The 21,061-nt window shown below is 69.6% G+C and carries 15 protein-coding genes; 5 read left to right on the top strand and 10 right to left on the bottom strand.

Going from position 1 to position 21,061, the window contains the following annotated elements:
• Positions 1–89: 89 nt before the first annotated feature.
• The gene (locus ACWD5D_RS19430; protein ID WP_451373971.1) at positions 90–1,664 is read right to left on the bottom strand and encodes an amino acid permease; all 1,575 of its coding nucleotides are present in this window, start codon (positions 1,662–1,664) and stop codon (positions 90–92) included.
• A 730-nt stretch (positions 1,665–2,394) separates the two neighbouring features.
• Positions 2,395–3,081 (bottom strand): alpha/beta fold hydrolase, encoded by a 687-nt coding sequence (locus tag ACWD5D_RS19435; protein WP_451373931.1) that lies wholly within the window; start codon positions 3,079–3,081, stop codon positions 2,395–2,397.
• 185 nt (positions 3,082–3,266) lie between these two features.
• Between ACWD5D_RS19435 and ACWD5D_RS19440 the strand changes: the two genes are divergently transcribed.
• Positions 3,267–3,710, top strand: coding sequence for a hypothetical protein (locus ACWD5D_RS19440; RefSeq protein ID WP_451373932.1), 444 nt, complete (start codon positions 3,267–3,269; stop codon positions 3,708–3,710).
• A gap of 143 nt (positions 3,711–3,853) precedes the next feature.
• Here ACWD5D_RS19440 and ACWD5D_RS19445 read toward each other — a convergent pair whose 3' ends face one another.
• From ACWD5D_RS19445 to ACWD5D_RS19480, 8 genes are all read right to left on the bottom strand, one after another.
• Positions 3,854–4,900 carry a ketoacyl-ACP synthase III family protein gene (locus ACWD5D_RS19445; protein ID WP_451373933.1) on the bottom strand — a complete coding sequence of 349 codons (1,047 nt, stop codon included), beginning with the start codon at positions 4,898–4,900 and terminating at the stop codon, positions 3,854–3,856.
• On the bottom strand, positions 4,897–5,430 hold the full coding sequence (locus tag ACWD5D_RS19450; RefSeq protein ID WP_451373934.1) for a helix-turn-helix domain-containing protein: 534 nt from the start codon (positions 5,428–5,430) through the stop codon (positions 4,897–4,899). Before ACWD5D_RS19450 ends, ACWD5D_RS19445 begins: the two co-directional genes overlap by 4 nt.
• A gap of 203 nt (positions 5,431–5,633) precedes the next feature.
• Entirely contained in the window at positions 5,634–6,842 is a 1,209-nt protein-coding gene (locus ACWD5D_RS19455; protein WP_451373935.1) for a cytochrome P450, read from the bottom strand.
• A 12-nt stretch (positions 6,843–6,854) separates the two neighbouring features.
• Positions 6,855–8,534 (bottom strand): condensation domain-containing protein, encoded by a 1,680-nt coding sequence (locus ACWD5D_RS19460; protein WP_451373936.1) that lies wholly within the window; start codon positions 8,532–8,534, stop codon positions 6,855–6,857.
• 3 nt (positions 8,535–8,537) lie between these two features.
• Complete coding sequence (locus tag ACWD5D_RS19465) at positions 8,538–13,667, bottom strand: amino acid adenylation domain-containing protein (protein WP_451373937.1); 5,130 nt, start codon at positions 13,665–13,667, stop codon at positions 8,538–8,540.
• 768 nt (positions 13,668–14,435) lie between these two features.
• Positions 14,436–14,870 (bottom strand): VOC family protein, encoded by a 435-nt coding sequence (locus ACWD5D_RS19470; protein WP_451373938.1) that lies wholly within the window; start codon positions 14,868–14,870, stop codon positions 14,436–14,438.
• A gap of 440 nt (positions 14,871–15,310) precedes the next feature.
• Positions 15,311–15,832: a peptide-methionine (S)-S-oxide reductase MsrA gene (gene msrA, locus ACWD5D_RS19475; protein ID WP_451373939.1), complete on the bottom strand. Its 522-nt coding sequence runs from the start codon at positions 15,830–15,832 to the stop codon at positions 15,311–15,313.
• A 627-nt stretch (positions 15,833–16,459) separates the two neighbouring features.
• The gene (locus ACWD5D_RS19480) at positions 16,460–17,521 is read right to left on the bottom strand and encodes an alpha/beta hydrolase (protein ID WP_451373940.1); all 1,062 of its coding nucleotides are present in this window, start codon (positions 17,519–17,521) and stop codon (positions 16,460–16,462) included.
• A 518-nt stretch (positions 17,522–18,039) separates the two neighbouring features.
• Between ACWD5D_RS19480 and ACWD5D_RS19485 the strand changes: the two genes are divergently transcribed.
• From ACWD5D_RS19485 to ACWD5D_RS19500, 4 genes are all read left to right on the top strand, one after another.
• Positions 18,040–18,549: an RNA polymerase sigma factor gene (locus tag ACWD5D_RS19485; protein WP_451373941.1), complete on the top strand. Its 510-nt coding sequence runs from the start codon at positions 18,040–18,042 to the stop codon at positions 18,547–18,549.
• 236 nt (positions 18,550–18,785) lie between these two features.
• Complete coding sequence (locus ACWD5D_RS19490) at positions 18,786–19,238, top strand: hypothetical protein (RefSeq protein WP_451373942.1); 453 nt, start codon at positions 18,786–18,788, stop codon at positions 19,236–19,238.
• A gap of 387 nt (positions 19,239–19,625) precedes the next feature.
• Entirely contained in the window at positions 19,626–20,063 is a 438-nt protein-coding gene (locus tag ACWD5D_RS19495) for a hypothetical protein (protein ID WP_451373943.1), read from the top strand.
• 15 nt (positions 20,064–20,078) lie between these two features.
• Positions 20,079–20,906 carry a hypothetical protein gene (locus ACWD5D_RS19500; protein WP_451373944.1) on the top strand — a complete coding sequence of 276 codons (828 nt, stop codon included), beginning with the start codon at positions 20,079–20,081 and terminating at the stop codon, positions 20,904–20,906.
• Positions 20,907–21,061 lie beyond the last annotated feature (155 nt).

Raw genomic sequence — 21,061 nt, forward strand, 5'->3', positions numbered from 1 at the left:
TCAGGGCTCAGGGCTCAGGGCTCAGGGCTCAGGGCTCAGGGCTCAGGGCTTCTACACGCTCGGCGCCCGCCCGGCCGGCGGTCACCCACTCACGCTCGAACGGCCTCGGGCTCGGCCTCCCCCGCACCTCTGGAGCCCTTCGCCACCGGGACGGCCCCTCCGCGGAGTCGGTAGACCGCACCGACGGCGATCGTGGCGCCGACGAACAGCACGGTGAACCACTGGAAGTACCAGTGACCTCCCGCCGGGTCGTACACCTCGGCCCGCGGCCAGGCGAGATTGACCGTCATGAACACCCCGTAGCCAACAGCGAGAACGTTGACCGGCAGACCCCAGCGGCCGAGGGAGAACAGTGGCCTGCCCAGTTCGTCGTGGTCGCCGGCGGATGTCGTCGGCCACTGCCCCCTCAGCCGCCGGACCAGCATCGGCACGGTGACCCCGGCGTACGCGAGGTAGAGCATCGCGATGCACGTGGTGCCGATGGCCAGGAACGCCTCCGGGGAGGCGAGGTTGAGCAGTGCGAGCGCCGCGGCGAGGGCACCGACCACCAGGGCCGGGACGAAGGGCATACCCGTGCGCTTCGATACCTTCGCCAGCTGTGCGGAGAAGGGCAGCATCCCGTCGCGCGCCATCGAGAACAGCATCCGGGTACCGGCTGTCTGGATGGCGAGCGTGGCCACGACGACAGCTACGGCCACGTCAGCGAGGAGTACCTTGCCCACGCCGTCGCCCAGGCTGCTGGTGAGGACGTAGCTCAGTCCCTCGGTGGCGAGGCGGCCGTCGGAGAGGCTGGGCGCGGCGAGGAGACCGCCGAGCAGCAGCAGGCCTCCGAGAACGCCTGCCGAGGCGAGGGCGCTGAGGATGGTACGCGGGGCGGTGCGGCGTGGGCTGCGGGTCTCCTCGCTCATCTCGCCCGCGCTGTCGAAGCCGATGAGGACGTATGCCGCGGTGAACGAGCCCACCAGCAGCGTCGCCACCGGCCCGCCCTCGCCGCCTGTCCTCAGCGTCACCCCGGCGCCGCGTTCGACATGGGTGAACAGCAGTACGACGATGAGGATCGCGCCGGTGATCTCGGCAGTGACACCGACCCTGTTGACGGCCGACATGACGCGGTTGTCGAGGACGTTCACGACCGTCGTCAGCACCAGCAGGACGAGAGCGAGAAGGGCGGCGTTGGCCGCCCCGGTCGCCGTGGTGGGCGCCGGGTCGCCGCCGACGAGCTGGAAGCCGGACCAGACCGGGGGCAGCACGACCTGCAGCGCGAGGGCCGCGGCGGCGACCACGACCACTTGGCCGACCACCATGATCCAGCCCGTGTACCAGCCGAAGACCGGGCTGCTCAGCCGGGTCGACCACTGATAGATCGCTCCGGAGATCGGGTAACGGGCGGCGAGTTCGGCGAAGCAGGCGGCGACGAGCAGCTGGCCGACGAGCACGGCGGGCCAGGTCCACAGGAACAGCGGGCCGCCGAAGGAGTAGCCGAGGGAGAAGAACTGGAAGACCGTGGTCAGGACGGAGATGAAGGAGAAGCCGGCGGCGAAGGACGCGAACCGCCCCATCTGCCGCCGCAGCTCCTGGCCGTAGCCGAAGGAGGCGAGCGAGCCGTCGTCCGTGACGCCGGCGGGTGGCGGTGCCGACGGTGTGGGATCGGTGGTCACGGTCATGGCGGTCCCCTGTCGCGGTGGCGTGCCCTGGAAAGATTCCTGTCGTGCGACAGAAATTAAGGACGCCCTGTTTCTGCCGGATATCGCGGCCGTGTCCCCGCCGTTAGCGATGTCGCGGATGTGGCGGGAGCCTGCGGATTCGACTTCCTGGGGGGGGTCAGCCGTGCCGTCCGGTTCTCGCCCGGGGCCCGGGGCCGCGGTGGGGACGGGGATGCCGCTGGCTCTCAGTTCGTTCGCGGCGCGTGCGCTCCAGGGCTCGGCACCAAGTCGCAGGAAGGTCTCGAGTGCGGCGTCGAGATGGGCGCGGGCCGCGTTGACCGCCCTGGGTCTGCGCAGTCTCTCGCCGTAGGCCAGACAGGTCCGGGCCCACTCGAAGGGCCAGCGCTGGGCGTCGGGGGTGGCGATGGCGCTCTCGAACAGGTCGTGGTCGACGGCGTCCGGGGTGGCCATCGCTTGGGCGGCGTCGGTCAGCATGGCCAGCCGGGGTGAGATGGCGGGGACGTGGGTCCTTCTGACCGCGGCCACGTGTGCGGCCGCTTCGGCGTGACGGCCGGTACGGACCGCGGCTTCGGCGAAGTCCAGGAAGAACCAGAGGGCATGGGGCTGATACGGCGGCAGCTCGTCAGGGGCGTGGCCAGGTGGCGGGCCCGGTGTTCGGATTCCATCCAGGTCGCCAGCGGCACGTCCGTTTGCGCCCGCGGGGAACGTCACACCGCTTCGGCGACGGGCTCTACGCCTCCAGGGTCTTCGCTGCGTCGCGGATGACGTCGAGGACGTAATCAGGGTGCGAGAGCATGGGCACGTGGCTGCTGTCGATGTCGAACGTCTTCGCGCCCATGCGCTCGGCGGCGGCCCGTTCCAGGTCCGGGTTCACCGTGCGGTCGTTGTTCGCGACGATGTACCAGCTCGGCGTCGTGCGCCAGGCGGTGCCGGGAACCTGCTGGTTGAACAGATCGGCGACCGGCACGGCGCCCGTCGCGAGCACGAGCTTCTGCTCCTCCGCCGGCAGATCACCGCAGAAGTCACCGATGCCCGACTCGCGGAGCCAGATGCGGCCGTCAGCGATCTCGATGTGATCGAAGACGGGCGTACGAGGGAACTTGTCCTGCTCGTCCTGCGAGGTCTCGTCCTCGTCCGGGCCGAGTGCGGCGATGTAGACCAGAGCGCCCACGCGGTCGTGAACACCCGCCTTGGTGATCAGGGTCCCGCCGTAGGAATGACCGACCAGCACGACCGGGCCGGGCACGTGGTCGATGGCACGGGTGACACACGCGACGTCGCCTTCGAGCGAGTCGAGGCCGTGCTGCGAGCTCAGGACCTCGTGGCCTTCAGCCTGGAGCGCGGGGATGAGCTTGCTGAAGCACGAGCCGTCGGCCCAAAGGCCATGGGCGAATACGACACTGGGCTTGCCGGGCATGACTTCCTCCTCCGTGGACACCGAGCCACAACGGTCCATCACTTTGAGTATCTCTACTTTTACTCTAAGCAATGATCCGGAATGCCGCTCGGTGTCAACCTTGCGGAAATCTCCCTGGGCGCGCCTCCGGAGGGTACGTCCTGACCGCTGCCGCCACGGACCACCGCATCAAGGCCGTGGGCACGGTGAGCGCAGTCGACATCGCCCGCCAGTTCCGTCTGGGCGCCGACGGTACACAGGACCCGGCCATCTACCAGAGCATGCTGGACGCGGCAGCCGCGGCACGCACCGCCGAAGCCATCGGGGATGGTGTCCAGACCTTCAAGCTCTTCCCGGTCACGGTGGAGGAGGCCCACGCGATGGGCGGACGGCATGCAGCCGACGGCTTCGAGTACTACCGCACGCCTCGCGGCGAACACCCGCGCTCGGGCCGGTTCCTGCCCTGGACCAGCATCGACCACAAGGAGCAGCACGTGGGCCCGGCCGTCGAGAAGCTGACAGCGTTCTACGAGACGCGTCTGTCACCTCCGTTCATTGCCCAGGATCCAGCAGCGCAGGGACCGGTGACACGACGTCCATCGACCGGCGTCCTCGCACTGGCGCCGCAGCACACCGATCAGGGAGGTTGACACGCGAACGCGCCCCCTGTTCGTGATCAAAGGCTTCGAGAACCTTGATCATCAGAGGTCGCGTTCGTCGTCTCCAACCCGGACGACTCGCCCGTTCAGTCGCGCACCCGCGCGATCAACGCGTCTCGCCGAGTGAGAACACATCAACCCTGGCCTGCGGCCCAGTCCGGCTCTTCCAGGATTTCGATCGCCGCGGCGGCGATGTTCGCGCCGGGGCCGCTTCCCAGCATCAAGAGCCAGTCCCCCGGCTTCAGTTCACCGGTTGTGACGAGGTGTTCGAAGGACAGCGTCTGGTCGCTCGCGCCGACATGGCCGATGGTTCGACCGTAGGACCAGGTCGTTCTGGACATCTCGATTCCCAGGGGTGCCGCCGCACGTTCTTCCACCCGCTCACGGGTCCAGTTGACGAATGCGACCTTGGTGATGTCCTTCATGTCGATGCCGGCTTCGTCCAGCGTCCGATCGACCACCTGTTGCTGCGTGGAGGCCATCTTCGAGCCCAGGTCGGAAGTTCGGGGAGCGGTTCGTTTCCAGTGGTCCTTGGCCGCGGCGAGGTCCAGCTTGGTTTCCCGCAGCGTGGCCCCCGGAGGAAACAACGGACCAGGGCCGCGATGCCGGGTGTCGTACTCGGGAAGGGTCACCGAATTGATCGACGCGAGTCGCGCGAAACCGCCGGCGGATGTCAGGACGAGAGCACAGGCCCCGTCGCCGAACACGGAGCCCGGACTGGACCGCCACCGGTCCAGCAGGGGGGAGTTGTAGTTGTCTGCCGCGGTGATAAGGGCGGCCTTGTGTTGATCCGTGGCCATCAGGTGGGTGGCGCTCAGTTCCATGGCGCCGAAGACGCCCATACACCCTTGTCGTATTTCGGCCGACGTGGCGGCGCCGGATCCGGTGTGGTGCTGAATGTAGTACTGCGGGCTCCACGCATGGGGTCCCTGGTACCACGTACTCGCGTACAGCAACAGGCTCAGGCTCGACGGATCACCCTGCCAGCGCTCAAGCGCCTGGCGGGTCGCCCGCAGGGCCATGTCCGGGGCTGAAAGCTCGCCGGCCATGGCTACACCGGTGATTCCGTCGCGAGCGGCGTCCTCAGCGTTCGTCAGTCCGCGTTCGACCGCCCACTCCATAGGAGTGATCTCGGGCAGATAAGAGCCCAGCGCGCTGATGAAAACATTAGGCGTCCTCATGCTTCTCCATTCTCGACCTCATCGTTCGCCGCCTGCGACGCAGTGGCGACCGGCGCCGTCACATCCGGCGGTCCCTTCCCGACCAGGAGGGCGCACGTAGTCCCCGCTTCAGAATCTTCCCGGTGGGCGTCTTGGGCAGTCCGGAAACGAACTCGACTGAGCGGGGTTTCCGGTAGGACGCCAGGTGGTTGCGGGCGGCTGCGGAGATTCCCTCTGCGCGCCGTGGGCGGCTGGGTCACATCGGCCAGGGCGAAGAGGTACGCCCGCTCGTCCGAGGCCGGTTGGAGAGCATCCATGAGGGCTTCCAGGACAGGACGGGAGACTCTGCGCGTCCGGCCCTGCTCCAGGCGCACCACGTAGTCGATGCTGACGTGAGCAAGCTGAGCCAGTTCCTCCCGTCGCAGCCCGGGCACGCGCCGCAACCGGCCGTCGTCGGGGAATCCCGAGCCCGCCGGATCGAGCGCGGCACGACGTGCGCGCAGAAACTCACCCAGCTCATTGCCGCCCGAAGCGGTGCCCTCACGTCCCATGACTCCACTCTCCCCACAACGGCCGGATTGTGTCTGGTACTGACTTCCACAGGCAGAAGTCAGCGCGTCAGGAGGCGCGTCCGTCCACGTGTCGTCAGGCCGTCGCGTTGAAGGCTCGGGAAGCAATACCTTGTGCGGGATCTCGGTCGTCTTCCGCGCCGGCGGCTGACCGCTGCGTTCCCGGCCCGCCGCCGACGGCTGTCTCACCAGGTCACCGGGAGGATGTGCAGGCCCACCAGGTTCTCGTTGTCCTTGAAGGGCAGTTCTTCCATAGGCACCGCGAGCCGCAGCTCGGGGATTCGCCGGAAGAGGGTGCCGAAGGCCACCTGCTGTTCGACGTGGGCCAGTGCGTAGCCCAGGCAGTAGTGCGGCCCATGGCCCAGCGCCAGGTTCCGCGACGGCGGTCGGCCGATGTCGAGCCGGTCCGGGTCGGGGAAGGCCGACGGATCCCGATCGGCGGCGTCCAGCTGGATCAGCACCCCTTCGCCGGCCCGGACCAGGGTGGTGCCGATGACGACGTCCTCGGTCGCGATGCGGGGCATGGCGTTGTGGGCGACCGTGGTGTACCGCAGCAGCTCCACCACGGCCGCGGCGTTGTCGTCGGCGGCGCGGAAGGCGGCCAACTGCTCCGGATGCGCGAACAGCGCCACCACACCGGTGGCGATCATGTACGCCGACGACCCGTGTCCCGCGTGGAACAGCAACTGCACCATCGCCACGGCGTCCTCGTGGCTCAGCTCCCCGGACCGCACCCGCTCGACCACCACCTGGCCCACCAGGCCCTTGCCCGGGTGGCGCAGTTGCGTCTCCACAAGGCGGTGGAAGTAGCTCTCCAGAGAGTCCAGGGCCCGGGTGGCCTCCCCCGGCTGCGTGGTGCGCGACGCCATGGTGCGGCAGAGCCCGTGCAGCACCTGACGGTCCTCCTCGGCGTCCACCCCGAGCAGTTCGCAGATGACGCGGATCGCGACCGGCATCGCGAAAGCCGACACCAGGTCGGCCGGACGCGGTCCCTCGAGCATGGCGTCGATGGCGTCGTCGACGATCCGCTGCACCCGGGGGCGCAGGGCCTCCATCTTCTTCGGGGTGAACTCCCGCATGAGCATCGCCCGTTGTGCGCGGTGCACGTCGTCCTCCCGGAACGCGTACGGCAGCACCCGCTCCAGTTTGGCCGCGGCGGAGGCCGAGGAGAGCGGAAACCCGGGGAGTCTGTAGTTCCCGCTGAGTCGGGACTCGCCCAGAGCCTGCACGGCGTCGTCGTATCGGGTCACCAGCCAGGGCCTGCTGCCGTCCCAGATTCTGACCCGTGGCAGCACGGCGGAGTGCTGCGGGCGAAGGTAGGCGGCGGGCGGGTCCAGCGGACATCGCGGGTCACGGGGAATCGGGTAGCCGGAGATCTCGTCCGGTTCGGTCATCGGGGCCTCGCCTCATTCAGGGGTGGGGAAACCGGGCGTCGTCGGTGCGGCCGGTGCGGGCTGCTGGGATGCGGCCGGAAGTCGAGCGCCTACCGCCGCTGGTGTCGGAGCCGCGTACAGCTCGCGCAAGGTGATCGGGATGCCCAACTCCTCGCGCAGCCTGCGGAGTACTCCGATCAGCTGCAGCGAGTGGCCGCCCAGAGTGAAGAAGTCCTGGTGCGGTCCGGGATCGACGGTGCCCACGACCTCGCCGAAGATCCGTGCGACGGACCGTTCCAGGGCGCTTCGGGGAGGGGCGGACCGGGGCGGCGGGTCCGTTCGTTGCTCATGTGTCCGGTGTGCGATGCCCGGGATCAGCGCGGAGAGGTGGCCGCCCGGGTCGGCGGTGACCGAGCGGAGTACCTCCTGGTAGGCCGTCAGCACCTCCCGGACGTCCGGCTCGCGCAGGGTGTCGCCGCTGTACTCACCCCATATCACCAGGCCGTCGTCCGCGCTCTCCTCCACCCTGACGGTCAGCTCGAACTTGCCCGGCCCGCAGGCGGCGGGAATCTCCCGCACCGCACAGCCGCGCAGTTCCAGGGTGCCCAGCGAATCTGCCGGATGGTGGGCGAAGTTCACCTGCACCACCGGTGAACGGACCGGGCTTCTGGGGGGTGCCAGCGCCGCGACCAGCTCGTCGAACGGCAGGTCCCGATGGCTGTGGGCCGCCACGACCCTCTCACGCACCCGAGTCAGCAGGTGGTCGAACCGGGGGTCGCCGGTGAGGTCGAGGTGCAGTGCGACCGTGTTGACGAAGAATCCCAGAACCCGCTGGACCTGGGGCTGTTCACGGTTGGCGACGGCCAGGCCGAGCAGCAGGTGCTGTTGGTCCGCGCGGTGCGCCAGTGCCACGGCGCACGCGGACACCAGCACGGTGAACACGGTCTGCCGCTGAGTCCTGGCCAGATCCCGGACCGCCGCCCCGAGTTCGGGGCCCAGCACTTGCCGGATCCGGCCGCCGCCCGGCGACGGACTCGGTCCGGGGCCCGCGGCCCCGCCAGGCCCGGCTGTCAGGTCGAGGACCAGCGGCGCGCCCGCCAGCTCGGCACGCCACCAGTCCACCAACTCGGCCCGCCGCTCCGAGGTCAACTGCTCACGCTGCCAGGCACCCCAGTCGGCGTACTGCACCGGGAGCGGCGCCGGCGGATCTTGGCCGGACGCACCGGGCAGGGCTGCCCGGTACAGCGCGCCCAGCTCCTCCAGCAGGACGTTCTGGGACCAGCCGTCCGCGGCGAGCAGATGGACGGAGAGCACCAGTAGCTGGTCGCCGGGCGCCAACGGCACCACCGCGATCCGTAGCAGCGGCCCTTCGGCGATGTCGAACGGCTGCCGCAGGAAGTCGTCGGCGCACCGCCGCGCCGCGGCTTCATCAGGTGCCCCGGTGCGGTCGAGGGTCCGGACGGTGATCTGCCCGGTGGAGCGTACGCACTGCACGGGCCCGTGCGCCGTGTCCGGGAAAACGGTGCGCAATGCCTCGTGCCGGGCCACCAAGGCGTCCACGGCCTGCTGCAGGGCACCGACGTCCAACGCGCCCGTCACCCGGAACCAGCGGTCCGTGCTGTGCGCACGGCCGGTGGGGTCCAGGCCGTGCAGGAACCACAGCCTCCGCTGGGCGAACGACATCGCGAAGACATCACCACCGACGCCGGTCATCGACTACCCCTCGTCTGCCGCACGTCTGGGCAGCGTGCTGATCGACGGTGCCGGGGCCGGCAGCCGCGGGACGGCCGCCGCCAGTGCGGCGACGGTGCGCTCGGCGAAGACCGTGCAGAGACCGATCTCTCTGCCCAGCTCCGAGCTTGCCTCGGTCGCGAACCTCATCGCCTGGAGCGAGTGCATACCCAGTTCCAGCAGATCGTCGCGCACCCCGACCCGTACCGCTCCCATCGCTTTCGCGGCCAGGCCGGCCAGTATCCGTTCCGTCTCATTGCTCGGCTGCTCCATGGCGGCCGTCCGGGCGGGGACGGGCTTCGGCAGCCGTTCCCGGTCGACCTTGCCGGCCGGGGTCAGCGGCCAGGTGTCGAGCACTGCGATGACGCTGGGCACCAAGTGGCCCGGCAGCCGGTCGGCGAGCGCCTGCCGCAGCCGGGTGCCGGACAGGGACCGGCCGGCGACGGCGATCGCGTAGGCGATCAGCCGCTGGTCGCCGTGCTCGTCCCGGTCGCCCAGCACCAGGGCGTCGGCGACGTCCGGCAGGGCGCGCAGGGCGGCCTGCACCTCTGCGGGTTCGACCCGGAAGCCCCGGATCTTCAGCTGGTCGTCGCCCCGCCCGAAGAACTCCACCACTCCGCCGGGCAGCAGCCGCCCCTGGTCCCCGCTGCGGTAGAGCCGCCCGTCCGGCAGCGGGCCGAACGGATCCGGCACGAACCGCTCGGCGGTCAGAGCGGGGGCGCCGAGGTAACCGCGGGCGACGCCCGCCCCACCGATGCAGATCTCGCCCACCACTCCCAGCGGCAGCGGGCGCAGCGCCTCGTCGACGATCACCACATGGGTGCCGGGCAGCGCGCTTCCGATCGGGACGTGCGAGGCGGCGGGGTCGGCCCATTCGGCGGTCGACAGGGCGGTGGCGAGGACGGTGGTCTCGGTGGGCCCATAGCCGTTGATCACCGTGGCGCCGGGTATTCGCCGGGCCTCACGGAACGCCTCGGCGGAGATCACGTCGCCGGCCACGAGCACCCGCTCCGGGCCGGCCAGCGCCTCGGGCTGTTGGCCCACCAGTTCATGGAAGACCGCCGTGGGCAGGATGGCATGGGTCACTTGCCCGCCGGTCAGACACTCGGCGAGGGCGGGAACGGTCCAGCCCGGCGGCAGGAAGTGGATGGCGGCACCGTTGAGCAGTGATCCCCAGATCTCCAGCACCGACACGTCGAACGCCGGGGATGTGATCGCCAGCATCCTGGAGCCGGGCCGCAGACCGGTGATCGCCGTCTTGTGCAGCCGGGCGGCGACGGAACGATTCTCCACTTGAACGCCCTTGGGCTCCCCGGTGGACCCGGAGGTGTAGAAGACGTAGGCCGGGTCGTCCGGGCGGCCTTCGGGCAGCGCCGCTGTCGGAGGGGCCGGCGTCCCGTCCGCGGTTGTGCCGTCCGGCCATGGGCCGACAGGTGCATCGGCGAAGAGTACCGGCACGCCGGCCGGTACCGGCACTCTGTCCACGAGTTCGGCCGTGGTGACCAGCGCGCGGGCCCGGCCGTGCTGTACCAACGCCGCGAGCCGGGTCGGCGGGTGAGCGGCGTCCAGCGGCAGATAGGCGGCGCGCGCGGTCAGGACGGCGAGCTGGGCGATCACCAACTGCGCGGAGTGCGGGGCGCAGACGGCCACCGTGTCGCCGGGCCCGACGCCTGCCGCCACCAGAGCGTGGGCCAGCGCGTCGGCGGCCGTTTTGAGCTCCCGGTACGTCAGGGGCCGCTGGCCCGAGGCCACCGCGGGCGCCTCGGGGGTTTCGGCGGCCCATTGGGCCACAATCGCGGGCAGCCAGGCGTCGGTTGCCTGCTGCTCAGGCCCGCGGCCGGTGGCGAGTACTCCGGCGAGGGTGGACGGGTCCATCAGCGGAAGAGCGCTCAACGGGGTGTCGGGCCGGTCGGCGACGGCCTCCAGCAGGTGCCGGTACGAGGCGAGCATCCCGTCGATCAGCAACGGTTCCACCAGCCCCGCGTCGAACTCCCAGGCGAGCGTGATGCCGTCCAGCGCGGCCCGCGGCGCGGGCCCCACCTGCTCGGGGGACGCGGGGACGTGCAGCACTCCGCCGGGCAGGCGCGAGACCTGGCCCGAAGCGCTGTAGCGGGGCACGGCGATCACCGAGACGGCGAACTTGGCCGAGCCGTTGCTGAGCCCCTCGATGAGGGTGACATCCAGCGGGTTGCCGGTGAGTGTTCCCAGCACGGAGTCGTGGCTGGCGAAGTGGGCCTGGATGAGGGGGTTGGTGTCGGCGCTCTGCCGGGTGGCCCCCGACTCCTCGAGGATCAGCTCGAAGGGGAGCTCCTGGTTGTCGTACGCCTGGTGGACCATCTGCCGCACCCGGCCGACGAACGCCTCGAACGTGGGGTCTGCGTGCATCCGGCCCCGGAACACCAGCGTGTTGACGAACATGCCGACCAGGTTCTCCGACTCCTGCCAGCGGCGGTTGGCCACCGCGGACCCGACCAGCACGTCCTTCGAACCGCTGTAGCCGCCGAGCAGCAGGAAGTAGACCGCGAGCAGCACCGTGAACAAGGAGGTGCCGTTGCGCTCGGCCAGCGCGTCCAGCCGGCGGGCGAGGTCGCCGGGGATCTCGATGCGCGGCGCCGGGCCGCGGAAGGAGCGAACTGCCCCGGCGTCGCCGTGCGGGAGACGCAGGACGGTCTCCGCCCCGGCCAGTTCCTGCCGCCAGAAGGTACGTTGCGCGGCCGCCTCCTCGCCGTCCAGCCACTCGCGCTGCCACTGGGCGAGGTCGTAGTAGCCCACGAGCGGCAGCGGACGTTCCGCCGGGATTCCCGCGGCGTGGTCCGCGTAGCCCTGCAGCAGTTCGCGGACGAAGACGTTGAAGGACCAGCCGTCGTGCACGATGTGGTGTTCCACCATCACGAAGATGTGTTCGGTGGCGGAGAGCCGCACCAGCAGCCAGCGGAACGGCGGTTCGTGAGCCAGGTCGAAGGGCTCGGCCAACGCGTCGCGTACCGCCGAGCCGAGCAGTTGGGCATGGAGGTCCGGGTCCCGGTCCGCGAGGTCCAGCACCTCCACCTCGACCTGCCAGGGGTCCACCAGCTCGCACCGCAGCTGTCCGTGCGTCGAGGGGAAGCGGCTGCGCAGCACTTCCTGCCGACGCACCAGATCGGTGAGGGCCGCGTTGAGCGCGGCGCGGTCCAGCGGGCCCGCGAGCCTTATCGCCGCCTGGGAGTGGTAGGCGTGCGCCTGCGGGGCGAACTGGTGCATGAGCCAGACCCGCTGCTGGGCGTACGACGGCACCGGGCCGTCCGAGGCGGCACCCGGCCGGGGGCCACGCTGTGCTGTGCCGTCCTGGGCCGTCGCCAGCGCGGCGATCTGCGCCACGGTGCCTCCGCCCAGCACCTTGCTGAGCGGCACCTCCACACCCAGGGTGGTACGGACCCGGGCCGCCAACTGGGCGGCGAGCAGCGAGTGGGCTCCTGCGTCGAAGAGGTTGTCGTGGATTCCGATCCGCTCCAGGCCCAGCAGCTCGGCCGCGATCCGGGCCACGCTCTCCTCCGCTCGGTCACGCGGTGGCGAATAGGCCCCCTCGACGAGCCTGCTCGGGCGGGGCAGCCGCGAGCGGTCGACCTTGCCGCTGTTCAACAGTGGGAAGGTGTCGAGGACTTCGATCCTGTCGGGCACCAGATAGCCCGGCAGCTCGGCGGCGAGCGCGGCGCGCAGTACCGGGCCCGAGACGGTGGCCCCGGGAGCCGCCACCACATATCCGAGCAGGTGCCGTTCCTCGAGGCCGTCGACCACCGCGACCGCGTCCCGTACCCCGGGCTGCGCGGCCAGGGCCTTTTCCACCTGCCCCAACTCGATCCGGGCTCCCCGGATCTTGACCTGGTCGTCGTCACGGCCGACGAACTCGATCTCGCCGCCGGGGAGCCGCCGCCCTCGGTCGCCGGTGCGGTACATCCGCGCGCCGGGCCGCGATCCGGACGGATCGGGCACGAAGCGTTCCTCGGTCAGCGCGGGTTGGCCGAGGTATCCGCGTCCCACCCCGTCGCCCGCTATGCAGATCTCGCCGACTTCGCCGTCCGCGACCTCGCGCAGGGCGTCGTCGAGGAGGTGGATGCAGTACCCGGCGATGGGCCGGCCGATGGGGACCGACGCCGTACTGGATGATGCCTGCCCGGCGGCGTCCGGCCATCCGCCGGCCCGCACGGTGTGCATCGTGGTGCACACCGTCGCCTCGGTCGGCCCGTAGCCGTTGATGAAACGATGCCGGGCAGCCCACCGGCGGGCCGTTTCCGGCAGGCACACGTCACCGATACTCGCGACTGTGGCGAGGTCCGGAAACCGCCCCGGATCCAGTGTGCGCAGCACCGGTGCGGGCAGCACGGCGAAAGTGACCCGCCGCTCCCTCAGCAGGTCGGCGAGCGGCTCCCCGCCCGAGGTGTGGCGGGAGTCGGCGATCTCCAGCCGGGCGCCGTTGGTGAGGGCGAGCAGGATGTCGAACAGCGCGGCGTCGTAGGCCGGGTGGAAGAACTGCAACACCCGGGTGTCCGCGCCGAGGTCCCCGCCCAGGTAGGCCCGTTGGGCATGGACGAGGTTGGTCACCCCCCGCTGCTCGATCATGACCAGCTTGGGTTCGCCGGTGGAGCCCGAGGTGCAGATGACGTAGGCCAGGTCGTCCGGCCTGGGGGCCGTGCGGGGCACGGGCAGGTCCTCACGGGATGGCGCGGGTTCGGGATCGTCGAGGTCGGCGAAGGGGACGCCCGGGACGGCGGCGCTCGCTCCGCGACCGACCACCAGGACGGCTCCGGCGGTGCGCACCACCCCGGCGCGCCATGCGGCAGGGCTCTCCGGGCTCAGCGGCAGGTAGGCGGCCCCCGTACGCCAGATCGCCAGAATGGTCTCCACGAACTGCGGCCCTCGGTCCGCGACGACGGCGACCAGGTCGCCGGCCCCCACACCGAGGGCGCTCAGCCTGGCCGCCAGGGCGTCGGTGTGCCGGCGCAGCTCGGCGTAGGTGACCTCGGTCGCCCCGTGTGCGATGGCGACGCGGGAGCCGCACTCACGCGCCTGGCGGTCGATCAGCTCCCAGGCGGCAGTCCAGGATTCCGGTATCGGCGAGCCGGGTGCGGTCGTCGCCACGGCCTGAGCGTCTGTCCGGCGTTCGGCGGGTGTGCCCTCGGAGTCTGAGAGCCCCGGAGGGGTCGCCCACGGGGCCTGCAGACGCAACCCGTCAAGCAGCCGCTCATAGGCGGTTCCCGAGGGCAGATGGACAGGGGACAAGGGGCTGTCGGACATGGAGCTGCCTCCCTCTGACCTCAAAGAATCGTCTGCCGGCGGTCACGGTCGCCCCCGGGGAGTCGGGTGCCGGGCGAACAACTCCCGCACCGCGATGCCGACTGACGGTTCGTGGGTTACGCCGACACAGCCTTGCGGTTGCCAGCAGATATCATGGCCGTGAACCTTTGGCCACAACGATCACTCTAGATCTCTCCGCCCGCATCCGTAAGTGGGATCACAGGGTGCGACGGTCCACGATTCGGGCGACCGCGTGCAGCAGGCACCGGCCGACGCGCAGTTGACTCCCCATGTCCGGCCGGCGCATGGGTTTGTGGTCGCTCCGGGGGTGAATCGCAGCAGCCCTACTGTAAGCACCGAGCCGCCCGCGACGGAGCCGATCGGTGAACTGTGCATACGGCACCGGCGAGGTGACGGGGATGCCGTCGCGAGGGTCGCTGCCGGGCACCCCGCCCGCCACTCGGAATCCGCGTGCTTCACGCCGGACCGAGGTACCTACTTCATGGTGAGCCACCGTGACCGCGGACCGCACCACGCGGGAGCCCGACCGCGAACGGCTCCTTGGAGAGGCTCAGGGGAGACGGCTCCCCACCTCGCCGTCTTCGAGGTTGCTCAGTCCAGACAGAACTCGTTGCCCTCGATGTCCTGCATCACGATGCACGACTCGTTCTCGTCATCGGCGGGCAGTAGTCGCACGCGTACCGCGCCGAGCGCGACCAGTCGCGCGCATTCGGCCTCAAGCGTGGCCAGGCGCTCCTCACCCACGAGTCCGGTGCCGACCCGCACGTCGAGATGCAGCCGGTTCTTGACGACCTTGCCTTCGGGAACACGCTGGAAGTACATTCGCGGGCCCACACCTGAGGGATCACTGCAAGCGAACCACGAACCCCGATCCTCGGGCGGCAGCGAGCGATTGAAATCGTCCCAAGTGGCGAACCCCTCCGGTGGCGGCGGTGCGACGTACCCCAACACGTCGCACCAAAAACGAGCGACGCGCTCAGGTTCCGCGCAGTCGAAGGTGACCTGGAACTTCTTGACCGATGCCATCGGTCCACCGTAGCAAGGGGCCTCTGTTGCCCAATTCCCTGCTTTCGATGCGCATGTTGACAAGAAGACGACCCTTGCGCGCCCCCGGGCGGCGGCGTGGCTGTCCGGCGGCGCGGTGTGGGTCGGGAAGGCGTTATGGGGTGCGGCCTTCGACGATGTGGAGGGACACAGGGAGCGGAGGCACCCAGTACGGGGTGTCGCCGCGCAGGATCACGGAGGCCGTCCAGTCACCGGGGGACGCGCTGACCCAGCGCCCACGCAGCTGCTCCAGTTCAGCGGGAGACGCGAAGGCGGCCGCGCCCGTGCGGCAAGCACCTGAGCAGCTCGCCGCATTCCTCGAAAAGAACGGCACCGCACGCGGATTCCCCTCCACGCTCGAGGTCTCGTGGAGGGGAATCGGGGAACTTCACGGGCGCAAGAAGCCCTGCGTGGTCGGCGCGTCAGCTCGTCTGGGACGAAGTGCGGCGCGGCAGCTTCCAGTTCGGTCGCGGGAAGTGGCAGGTGTAGCCGTTCGGGTAGCGCTCCAGGTAGTCCTGGTGCTCGGGCTCGGCCTCCCAGAAGTCGCCCACGGGCTCGACCTCCGTGACCACCTTCCCCGGCCACAGCCCGCTCGCTTCGACGTCCGCGATGGTGTCCTGGGCGATGCGGTGCTGTTCCTCGTCGGTGTAGTAGAGGGCTGAGCGGTAGCTGCGCCCGATGTCGTTGCCCTGGCGGTCCCTCGTGGTCGGGTCGTGGATCTGGAAGAAGAACTCCAGGATGTCGCGGTAGCTCGTGGCCGTCGGATCGAAGACGATCTCGATCGCCTCCGCGTGGTCGCCGTGATTGCGGTACGTGGCGTTCGGCGTGTCGCCGCCGCTGTACCCGACGCGGGTGGACACCACGCCCGGCTGCTTGCGGATCAGGTCCTGCATGCCCCAGAAGCAACCGCCCGCCAGTACGGCTCGCTCGGTTCCCACTGTCATCGGTTGCTCCCTCGCGTTCGAGCCGCTGTCCAGCGGGCTCGTTGACGTACGGTTCTCACGTTCATCCAGTTTATAACTACCCGCAAGTAACCATTTGGTCTGCCGGGATCGCCCGGCGGGCGCCAGGTCGGCCGGTCCGGTCCCCCCTCCCGCCGCACACGGCAGCCGCCAGGGAACGCGCTCGACGGTGCATGCCACAGCCGGTGCCGCGATGCGCGCACACAGTGATACGGGGGCCAGAGCGGGCACGGAACGCGGCACCCAGTGGGGATACCGCTGTACGAGGTCGGCGTTCACAGCGGCTGACAACGGAGCCCGGCGGCGCCGTCGCAGGCACGAACGGCACTGCCGGGCCGCAGGGGTCCTGCTGGACCTGCTGGACCTGCTCGGTCACCCTCGGCGGCTTGTCGGGCGTTCCGCCGCCCGGGTTGGTGATCTTGTCGCTGCCCGCCGTGCCGGTCAGGAAGCGGCGGGCTCACCCACCGGGACGGCCCGGCCGCGTTCCGCCACCATCAGGCGGAATCCGAGCTTCCCGCAGATCGGCGCCTGCGGGAAGCGGCCCTCGACGCACAGCTGGAGCAGCTCCGGAACCGAGAGGGCGGATCCCTCTCCGGCCGGAGGAGGCCGTCAGTTGTGGAGGGTGGTGTACAGGAAGGTGTTGGCCTGGGTGACGGCCGCCTTGGCAGCGTTGGTGTCCTTGAGAGCGTTGAGCATCACGAAGTCGTGGATGATGCCCTCGTAGCGGACGGCGGTGACGTCGTTGCCCGCCGCGCGCAGCTTGGCGGCGTAGGCCTCCCCCTCGTCGCGCAGGACGTCGGCCTCATCGGTGATGACGAGTGCCTTCGGAAGACCCTTGAGCTGGTCGAGGTTGGCACGCAGCGGCGAGGCCAGGATCTGCTCACGGTCCTTGTTGTTCGGGGCGTAGGCGTCCCAGAACCACTTCATCGCCCTGCGGGTCAGCCACGGTCCGTCGGCGAACTCGCGGTAGGAGCCGTCGTTGAAGTCGGCGTTGGTGACGGGATAGAAGAGCAGCTGGCCACTCAGCTTCGGTCCGTGCTGCTGCTTGGCCATGAGGGTGACCGCGGCCGTCATGTTGCCGCCGACGCTGTCACCGGCGACCGCCATCTTCGAACCGTCGACGTCGATCTCACTGCCGTGCTCGGCAACCCACTTGGTGGCGGCGTACGCCTGCTGAACGGGGATCGGGTACTGCGCCTCCGGGGACGGCGTGTAGTCGACGAAGATCACTGCGGCCTGTGCGCCGTTGGCGATCTGACGGACCAGACGGTCGTGAGTGCCTTCGTCGCCCAGGACCCAGCCGCCACCGTGGAAGTACATCACCACCGGAAGCTTGCCCTCCACGCCCTTGGGCCGGACGATCCGGATCTTCACCGTGCCCGTGGGGCCGACCGCCAGGGTGCGGTGCGAGACATCGGCCGGCAGCACGGGCACCTCCCCCGACTGGGCGGAGTCGAGGGCCTTACGGGCGTCGGCATACGACAAGGTGTAGATGGGCGGGTTCTTGGCGGCAGCGTCCGCGAATGCCTGGGCGTCGTGCTCCAGGGTGACCGGCGTGCGGTGGGCGGAGTCGGCCGGAGCCGCGATCGCACTGCCTGCGACGGCGAGTGCGGCGGCGAGCGGGACTGTGGCGATGAGCGCGGCCTTCCGGCCGGTGCGGGACGAGAACATCGGGGATCCTCACTTGAGGTTCAGGCAACGCGAAGAGGGGCCAGTCATTCCGCCGGCGCATGGCGAACGAGTCCTGCTGGTGCCGGCGTACTCCGTGACGTCGTCGACGAGGCTAAGCGCGCCTGCCCGCACGTTCTTGACTCCTCGCGCACAGCCTCTGTGCCCGCGCTGCACACAATTGCACTCCACTGAGCCTCCGCCAACTTGAAGGAGCAGGTCAAAGGGCTTGTGTGATCGATTCTCGGAGTGCTCACGCTGGCCGTGGGCAGGAGTCTGCGGAGAAGATCATTCGTCAGCGCTCGACTGCCAGAGGCGCCCGGGCGAGGTCCGTTGCGCTGGAGGACCTGGATGTGCTTGCGGCACCGAGTCCCTGCGCATCCGTCAGTTCGCGGCTGGGCGTCGGGGGGCGGCCCAGGCGAAAGGGATCTCCGAGCTCCCGACGGAAAGAATCCGCCTCTGAGGCGAACGTTTTGGGTTCCTTCTCCGTCGTATGAGGGACTGGAGGGGAACGCCGGCTGATGACCACACCACGAAGATTCGCGGCGGACGGTCCACTATTGGATCCGTCTGATATCGAACTGGTACGTGCCATGCTCGTCCTCGGCGGAGTCCCTTGGGGCGAGATGGAGGACGGGGTTCAGCAGGTCCGGATGAAGCTGCTGGAAGCCGGGGCGAGGATAGACAATCTGCAGGCCTGGTTGACCGTCGTCTCATCGCGGATCGCGGTCGACTGGCACCGCGACCGTGCCCGAGATGCGTCGTTACGGGACCGGCTCGCAGCTCGCTGGGAGGACCGGCCGCCCCCAGGCCAGTCCGAGGATTCGCGGCTGCTGGCCCTGGTCGTGGCTGAGGAACTGGAGCGAGTGCCCCCGGCGCAGCGCCAGATCCTCGCGCTGCGGTATTTCGCCGATCTGACCGTGCGGGACATCGCGGACCGCCTCGGCATTCCCGAGGGGACCGTAAAGAGCCGACTGCACAGCGCCGTGGCCGCGCTCGGTCGGCGCCTGAGGGACGTGGAGGTGCTGTGACGATGGACGGACCAGACGAGCGGGCCCATCAGGAGGCTCCGGCCGGGTCGCGACCGGGAGCGGACGAGGCCGAGCAAGCTGTGCGCCTCGCTCTGAGAATGATCGGCGAAGAGGCCGGGCGTACCGACAGGCCCGGGGACGCGGTGCCCGAGGTTCTGGTACCACGGCGGCCGGATCCGCGTCGTCGGCGCCGTACAGCCGCTGTGTGGGCTACAGCGGTCGCCGCGTGCGCCGCCGTGGCCGTCACCGTGACCTTCTCCGGCCTGCTCTCCGGAAAGGCTCCCGGAGACAGCGCGGCTCCACCCGGCACACGGTCGACCGCGGCAGCCGAGGGCGGGCACGGGCAGACGCTGCTCGAATGGATCGCCTGCGCCCGGACCATTGTCGTCGGCGATGTCACCGAGGTCGCTCCCAGCGGCAAGGGGCGGATTGAAGTTGGCCTCGACGTCGAGGAGTGGATCAAACCACCGCGGGGTGACCGCAGGATCACCATGGATGTGGTGGATCCCCGCGTGGCCCAGGACCGGCCACCGATCGAGGAGGGGACGCGTGTCCTGGTCGTCCTGCCCCGGCGCGCGGACCAAGCGGCGGATACCTTCGAGGGCGGGCAGCTGACCCAGTACCGCTCGGCGATCATTGCGGCGTTGGACGACGCGGGGCGGACGACCTGCCCGCCCCCCTGGAACTGACACGAACGCGCCAAACTGCCCGCGGATTGTCCGATTCCGCACAGCTACCCCTTGTATACGCGTTTTCGAGGGGGTCGTAATAAGGGCGCACGGTGGCGCATGAGACACCTGCTGTCCCATGCGCCACCTTCTGCCTGAGCGATCTCGTATGCCAACGTGTGCGAATGGGGGGGTCCCATGTCTACGAGACATGTTTCACGAAGAACGGCGGCGGTCGTCGCGATGGCCGTCAGCGGCCTGCTAGTCGCGGCGCCGTCCAGTTCCGCCGGGACTGATGCCGCGGCGATCGATAACATCGTCCCAACGTCCAACTACTACGTCGGATGCCTGCGCGGTGAGGCCAACGGAACAGTCTGCCAGACAGACAACGCCACCCTCACCTACTACATGGACTCTGGCGGTACCGACCAGCTGGAGGCGGAGGACAAGAACATCGTCCGCGCGATGCTCGCCAGCGAGTACTCGCCCACGGACCTCGCGGTCAGCTACGACTCCACCCCCTCGTGGAGCGGCAGCGCCGAGACGGACATCTACTACAGCGAGGGGGCCGTGCCCGGCAGCGACGAGGGCATCACCTTCTGCAACGACAACTCCCCCGGCAACTACAAATGCGACCAGCAATACGTCCGCATCGAGGGAGGTGGCTACTACACGCCCGGCCTGAGCTGTCACGAGACCGGCCACGCGGTCGGCCTGCTGCACGGGAACCTCTCCTACCCGGCAGTCCCGATGCAGGACTCCCGGCTGGGCTGCATGAAGAAGAGCGTCTCCTACAGCGAGGGGCTCGGCGCCAACCAGAAGACCAACATCAACACCGTCTACTAGGCCGGGGGAGCCAAGTTGAGACGCACAACGCGAAGAACCGCACGCATCGTCACCGCGGTCGTGGGCACCGCCGCCGCCCTGGCTCTCGCCGCCACCCTGACCGGCCTCGACAGCGACGAGGCGAAGGCGGGAGCACGGCAGGAACAGTCCGCAGTGGGCAACGCCGACAAGGCGTCCCACAGCTCCGGCATCCTGCTGGCACACGGCGCCGACCGCCACCCGTCCGAGACCGCGACGGACTGGGTCACGTACGCAGACCACGTCGTCGAGGTCACGCCGGTCACCGAGACCCGCATCGAACCGGACCAGGAGGCAGTCGACCGCGGCGAGGGCCTGATACTCCGCGATGTCAAGCTCCGCGTCGACCGGGTCCTGTGGTCCAGCGAGGAAGCCACCAAAACCGCGCCTCAGACTTTCAACTGGACCGCCCACGGCTGGATGTTCGGCGGCGGCGAGGATGATGACTCGTCCGTACTGACGGAGATGGCCGGAGAAGGCCAACCGCGGATCGAACTCGGCCACCACTACATCATGGCCATCGAGTGGCAGGAACCCCGGTGCGGCACCGACGACGGTGACATTCCCGGCCAGTGGCGGGGCCTGGGCTCCGGATCCACCCTTCCGTACGATGTCTCCACCATAGGGCAGGGAGAGTTCGAAGGTACGGTGCGCAGCACCGACGCCGCGCGCGCGGCCGTGGCAGAACGCGCGGACCCCGTCTACTCTTTGCTCGACGAGTTCACTGGCAGTGAGGCCTCCGGCCTGGTGGACGAACTGGCCAAGACGGAACCCGTCCCTGAGGAGCCTGACCCGTCCGCTCCTCCCGTCGGGGTGTGCGGCTGAGCCGGTCACACACGGCGTGCCGAACCGGCGCGATCCGGCACGCGCCACCACCTCCCTCCCATTGCCCGAGCAACTCCTCATCCGACTTCCGCGCTGAGAATCCGAGCTCTCGAGGGGCCGACTTGTCGGTTCCCGCTCGCCGTGACCGGGCGGCT

This window comes from Streptomyces sp. NPDC002520 (genome assembly GCF_053595235.1).

What these genes read in the sequence shown, in the direction of transcription:
- ACWD5D_RS19430 (WP_451373971.1), bottom strand. Translation starts at nt 1,664, where the DNA reads ATGACCGTGACCACCGATCCCACACCGTCGGCACCGCCACCCGCCGGC.
- ACWD5D_RS19435 (WP_451373931.1), bottom strand. Translation starts at nt 3,081, where the DNA reads ATGCCCGGCAAGCCCAGTGTCGTATTCGCCCATGGCCTTTGGGCCGAC.
- ACWD5D_RS19445 (WP_451373933.1), bottom strand. Translation starts at nt 4,900, where the DNA reads ATGAGGACGCCTAATGTTTTCATCAGCGCGCTGGGCTCTTATCTGCCC.
- ACWD5D_RS19450 (WP_451373934.1), bottom strand. Translation starts at nt 5,430, where the DNA reads ATGGGACGTGAGGGCACCGCTTCGGGCGGCAATGAGCTGGGTGAGTTT.
- ACWD5D_RS19455 (WP_451373935.1), bottom strand. Translation starts at nt 6,842, where the DNA reads ATGACCGAACCGGACGAGATCTCCGGCTACCCGATTCCCCGTGACCCG.
- ACWD5D_RS19460 (WP_451373936.1), bottom strand. Translation starts at nt 8,534, where the DNA reads ATGACCGGCGTCGGTGGTGATGTCTTCGCGATGTCGTTCGCCCAGCGG.
- ACWD5D_RS19470 (WP_451373938.1), bottom strand. Translation starts at nt 14,870, where the DNA reads ATGGCATCGGTCAAGAAGTTCCAGGTCACCTTCGACTGCGCGGAACCT.
- msrA (WP_451373939.1), bottom strand. Translation starts at nt 15,832, where the DNA reads ATGACAGTGGGAACCGAGCGAGCCGTACTGGCGGGCGGTTGCTTCTGG.
- ACWD5D_RS19480 (WP_451373940.1), bottom strand. Translation starts at nt 17,521, where the DNA reads ATGTTCTCGTCCCGCACCGGCCGGAAGGCCGCGCTCATCGCCACAGTC.
- ACWD5D_RS19485 (WP_451373941.1), top strand. Translation starts at nt 18,040, where the DNA reads ATGACCACACCACGAAGATTCGCGGCGGACGGTCCACTATTGGATCCG.
- ACWD5D_RS19495 (WP_451373943.1), top strand. Translation starts at nt 19,626, where the DNA reads ATGGACTCTGGCGGTACCGACCAGCTGGAGGCGGAGGACAAGAACATC.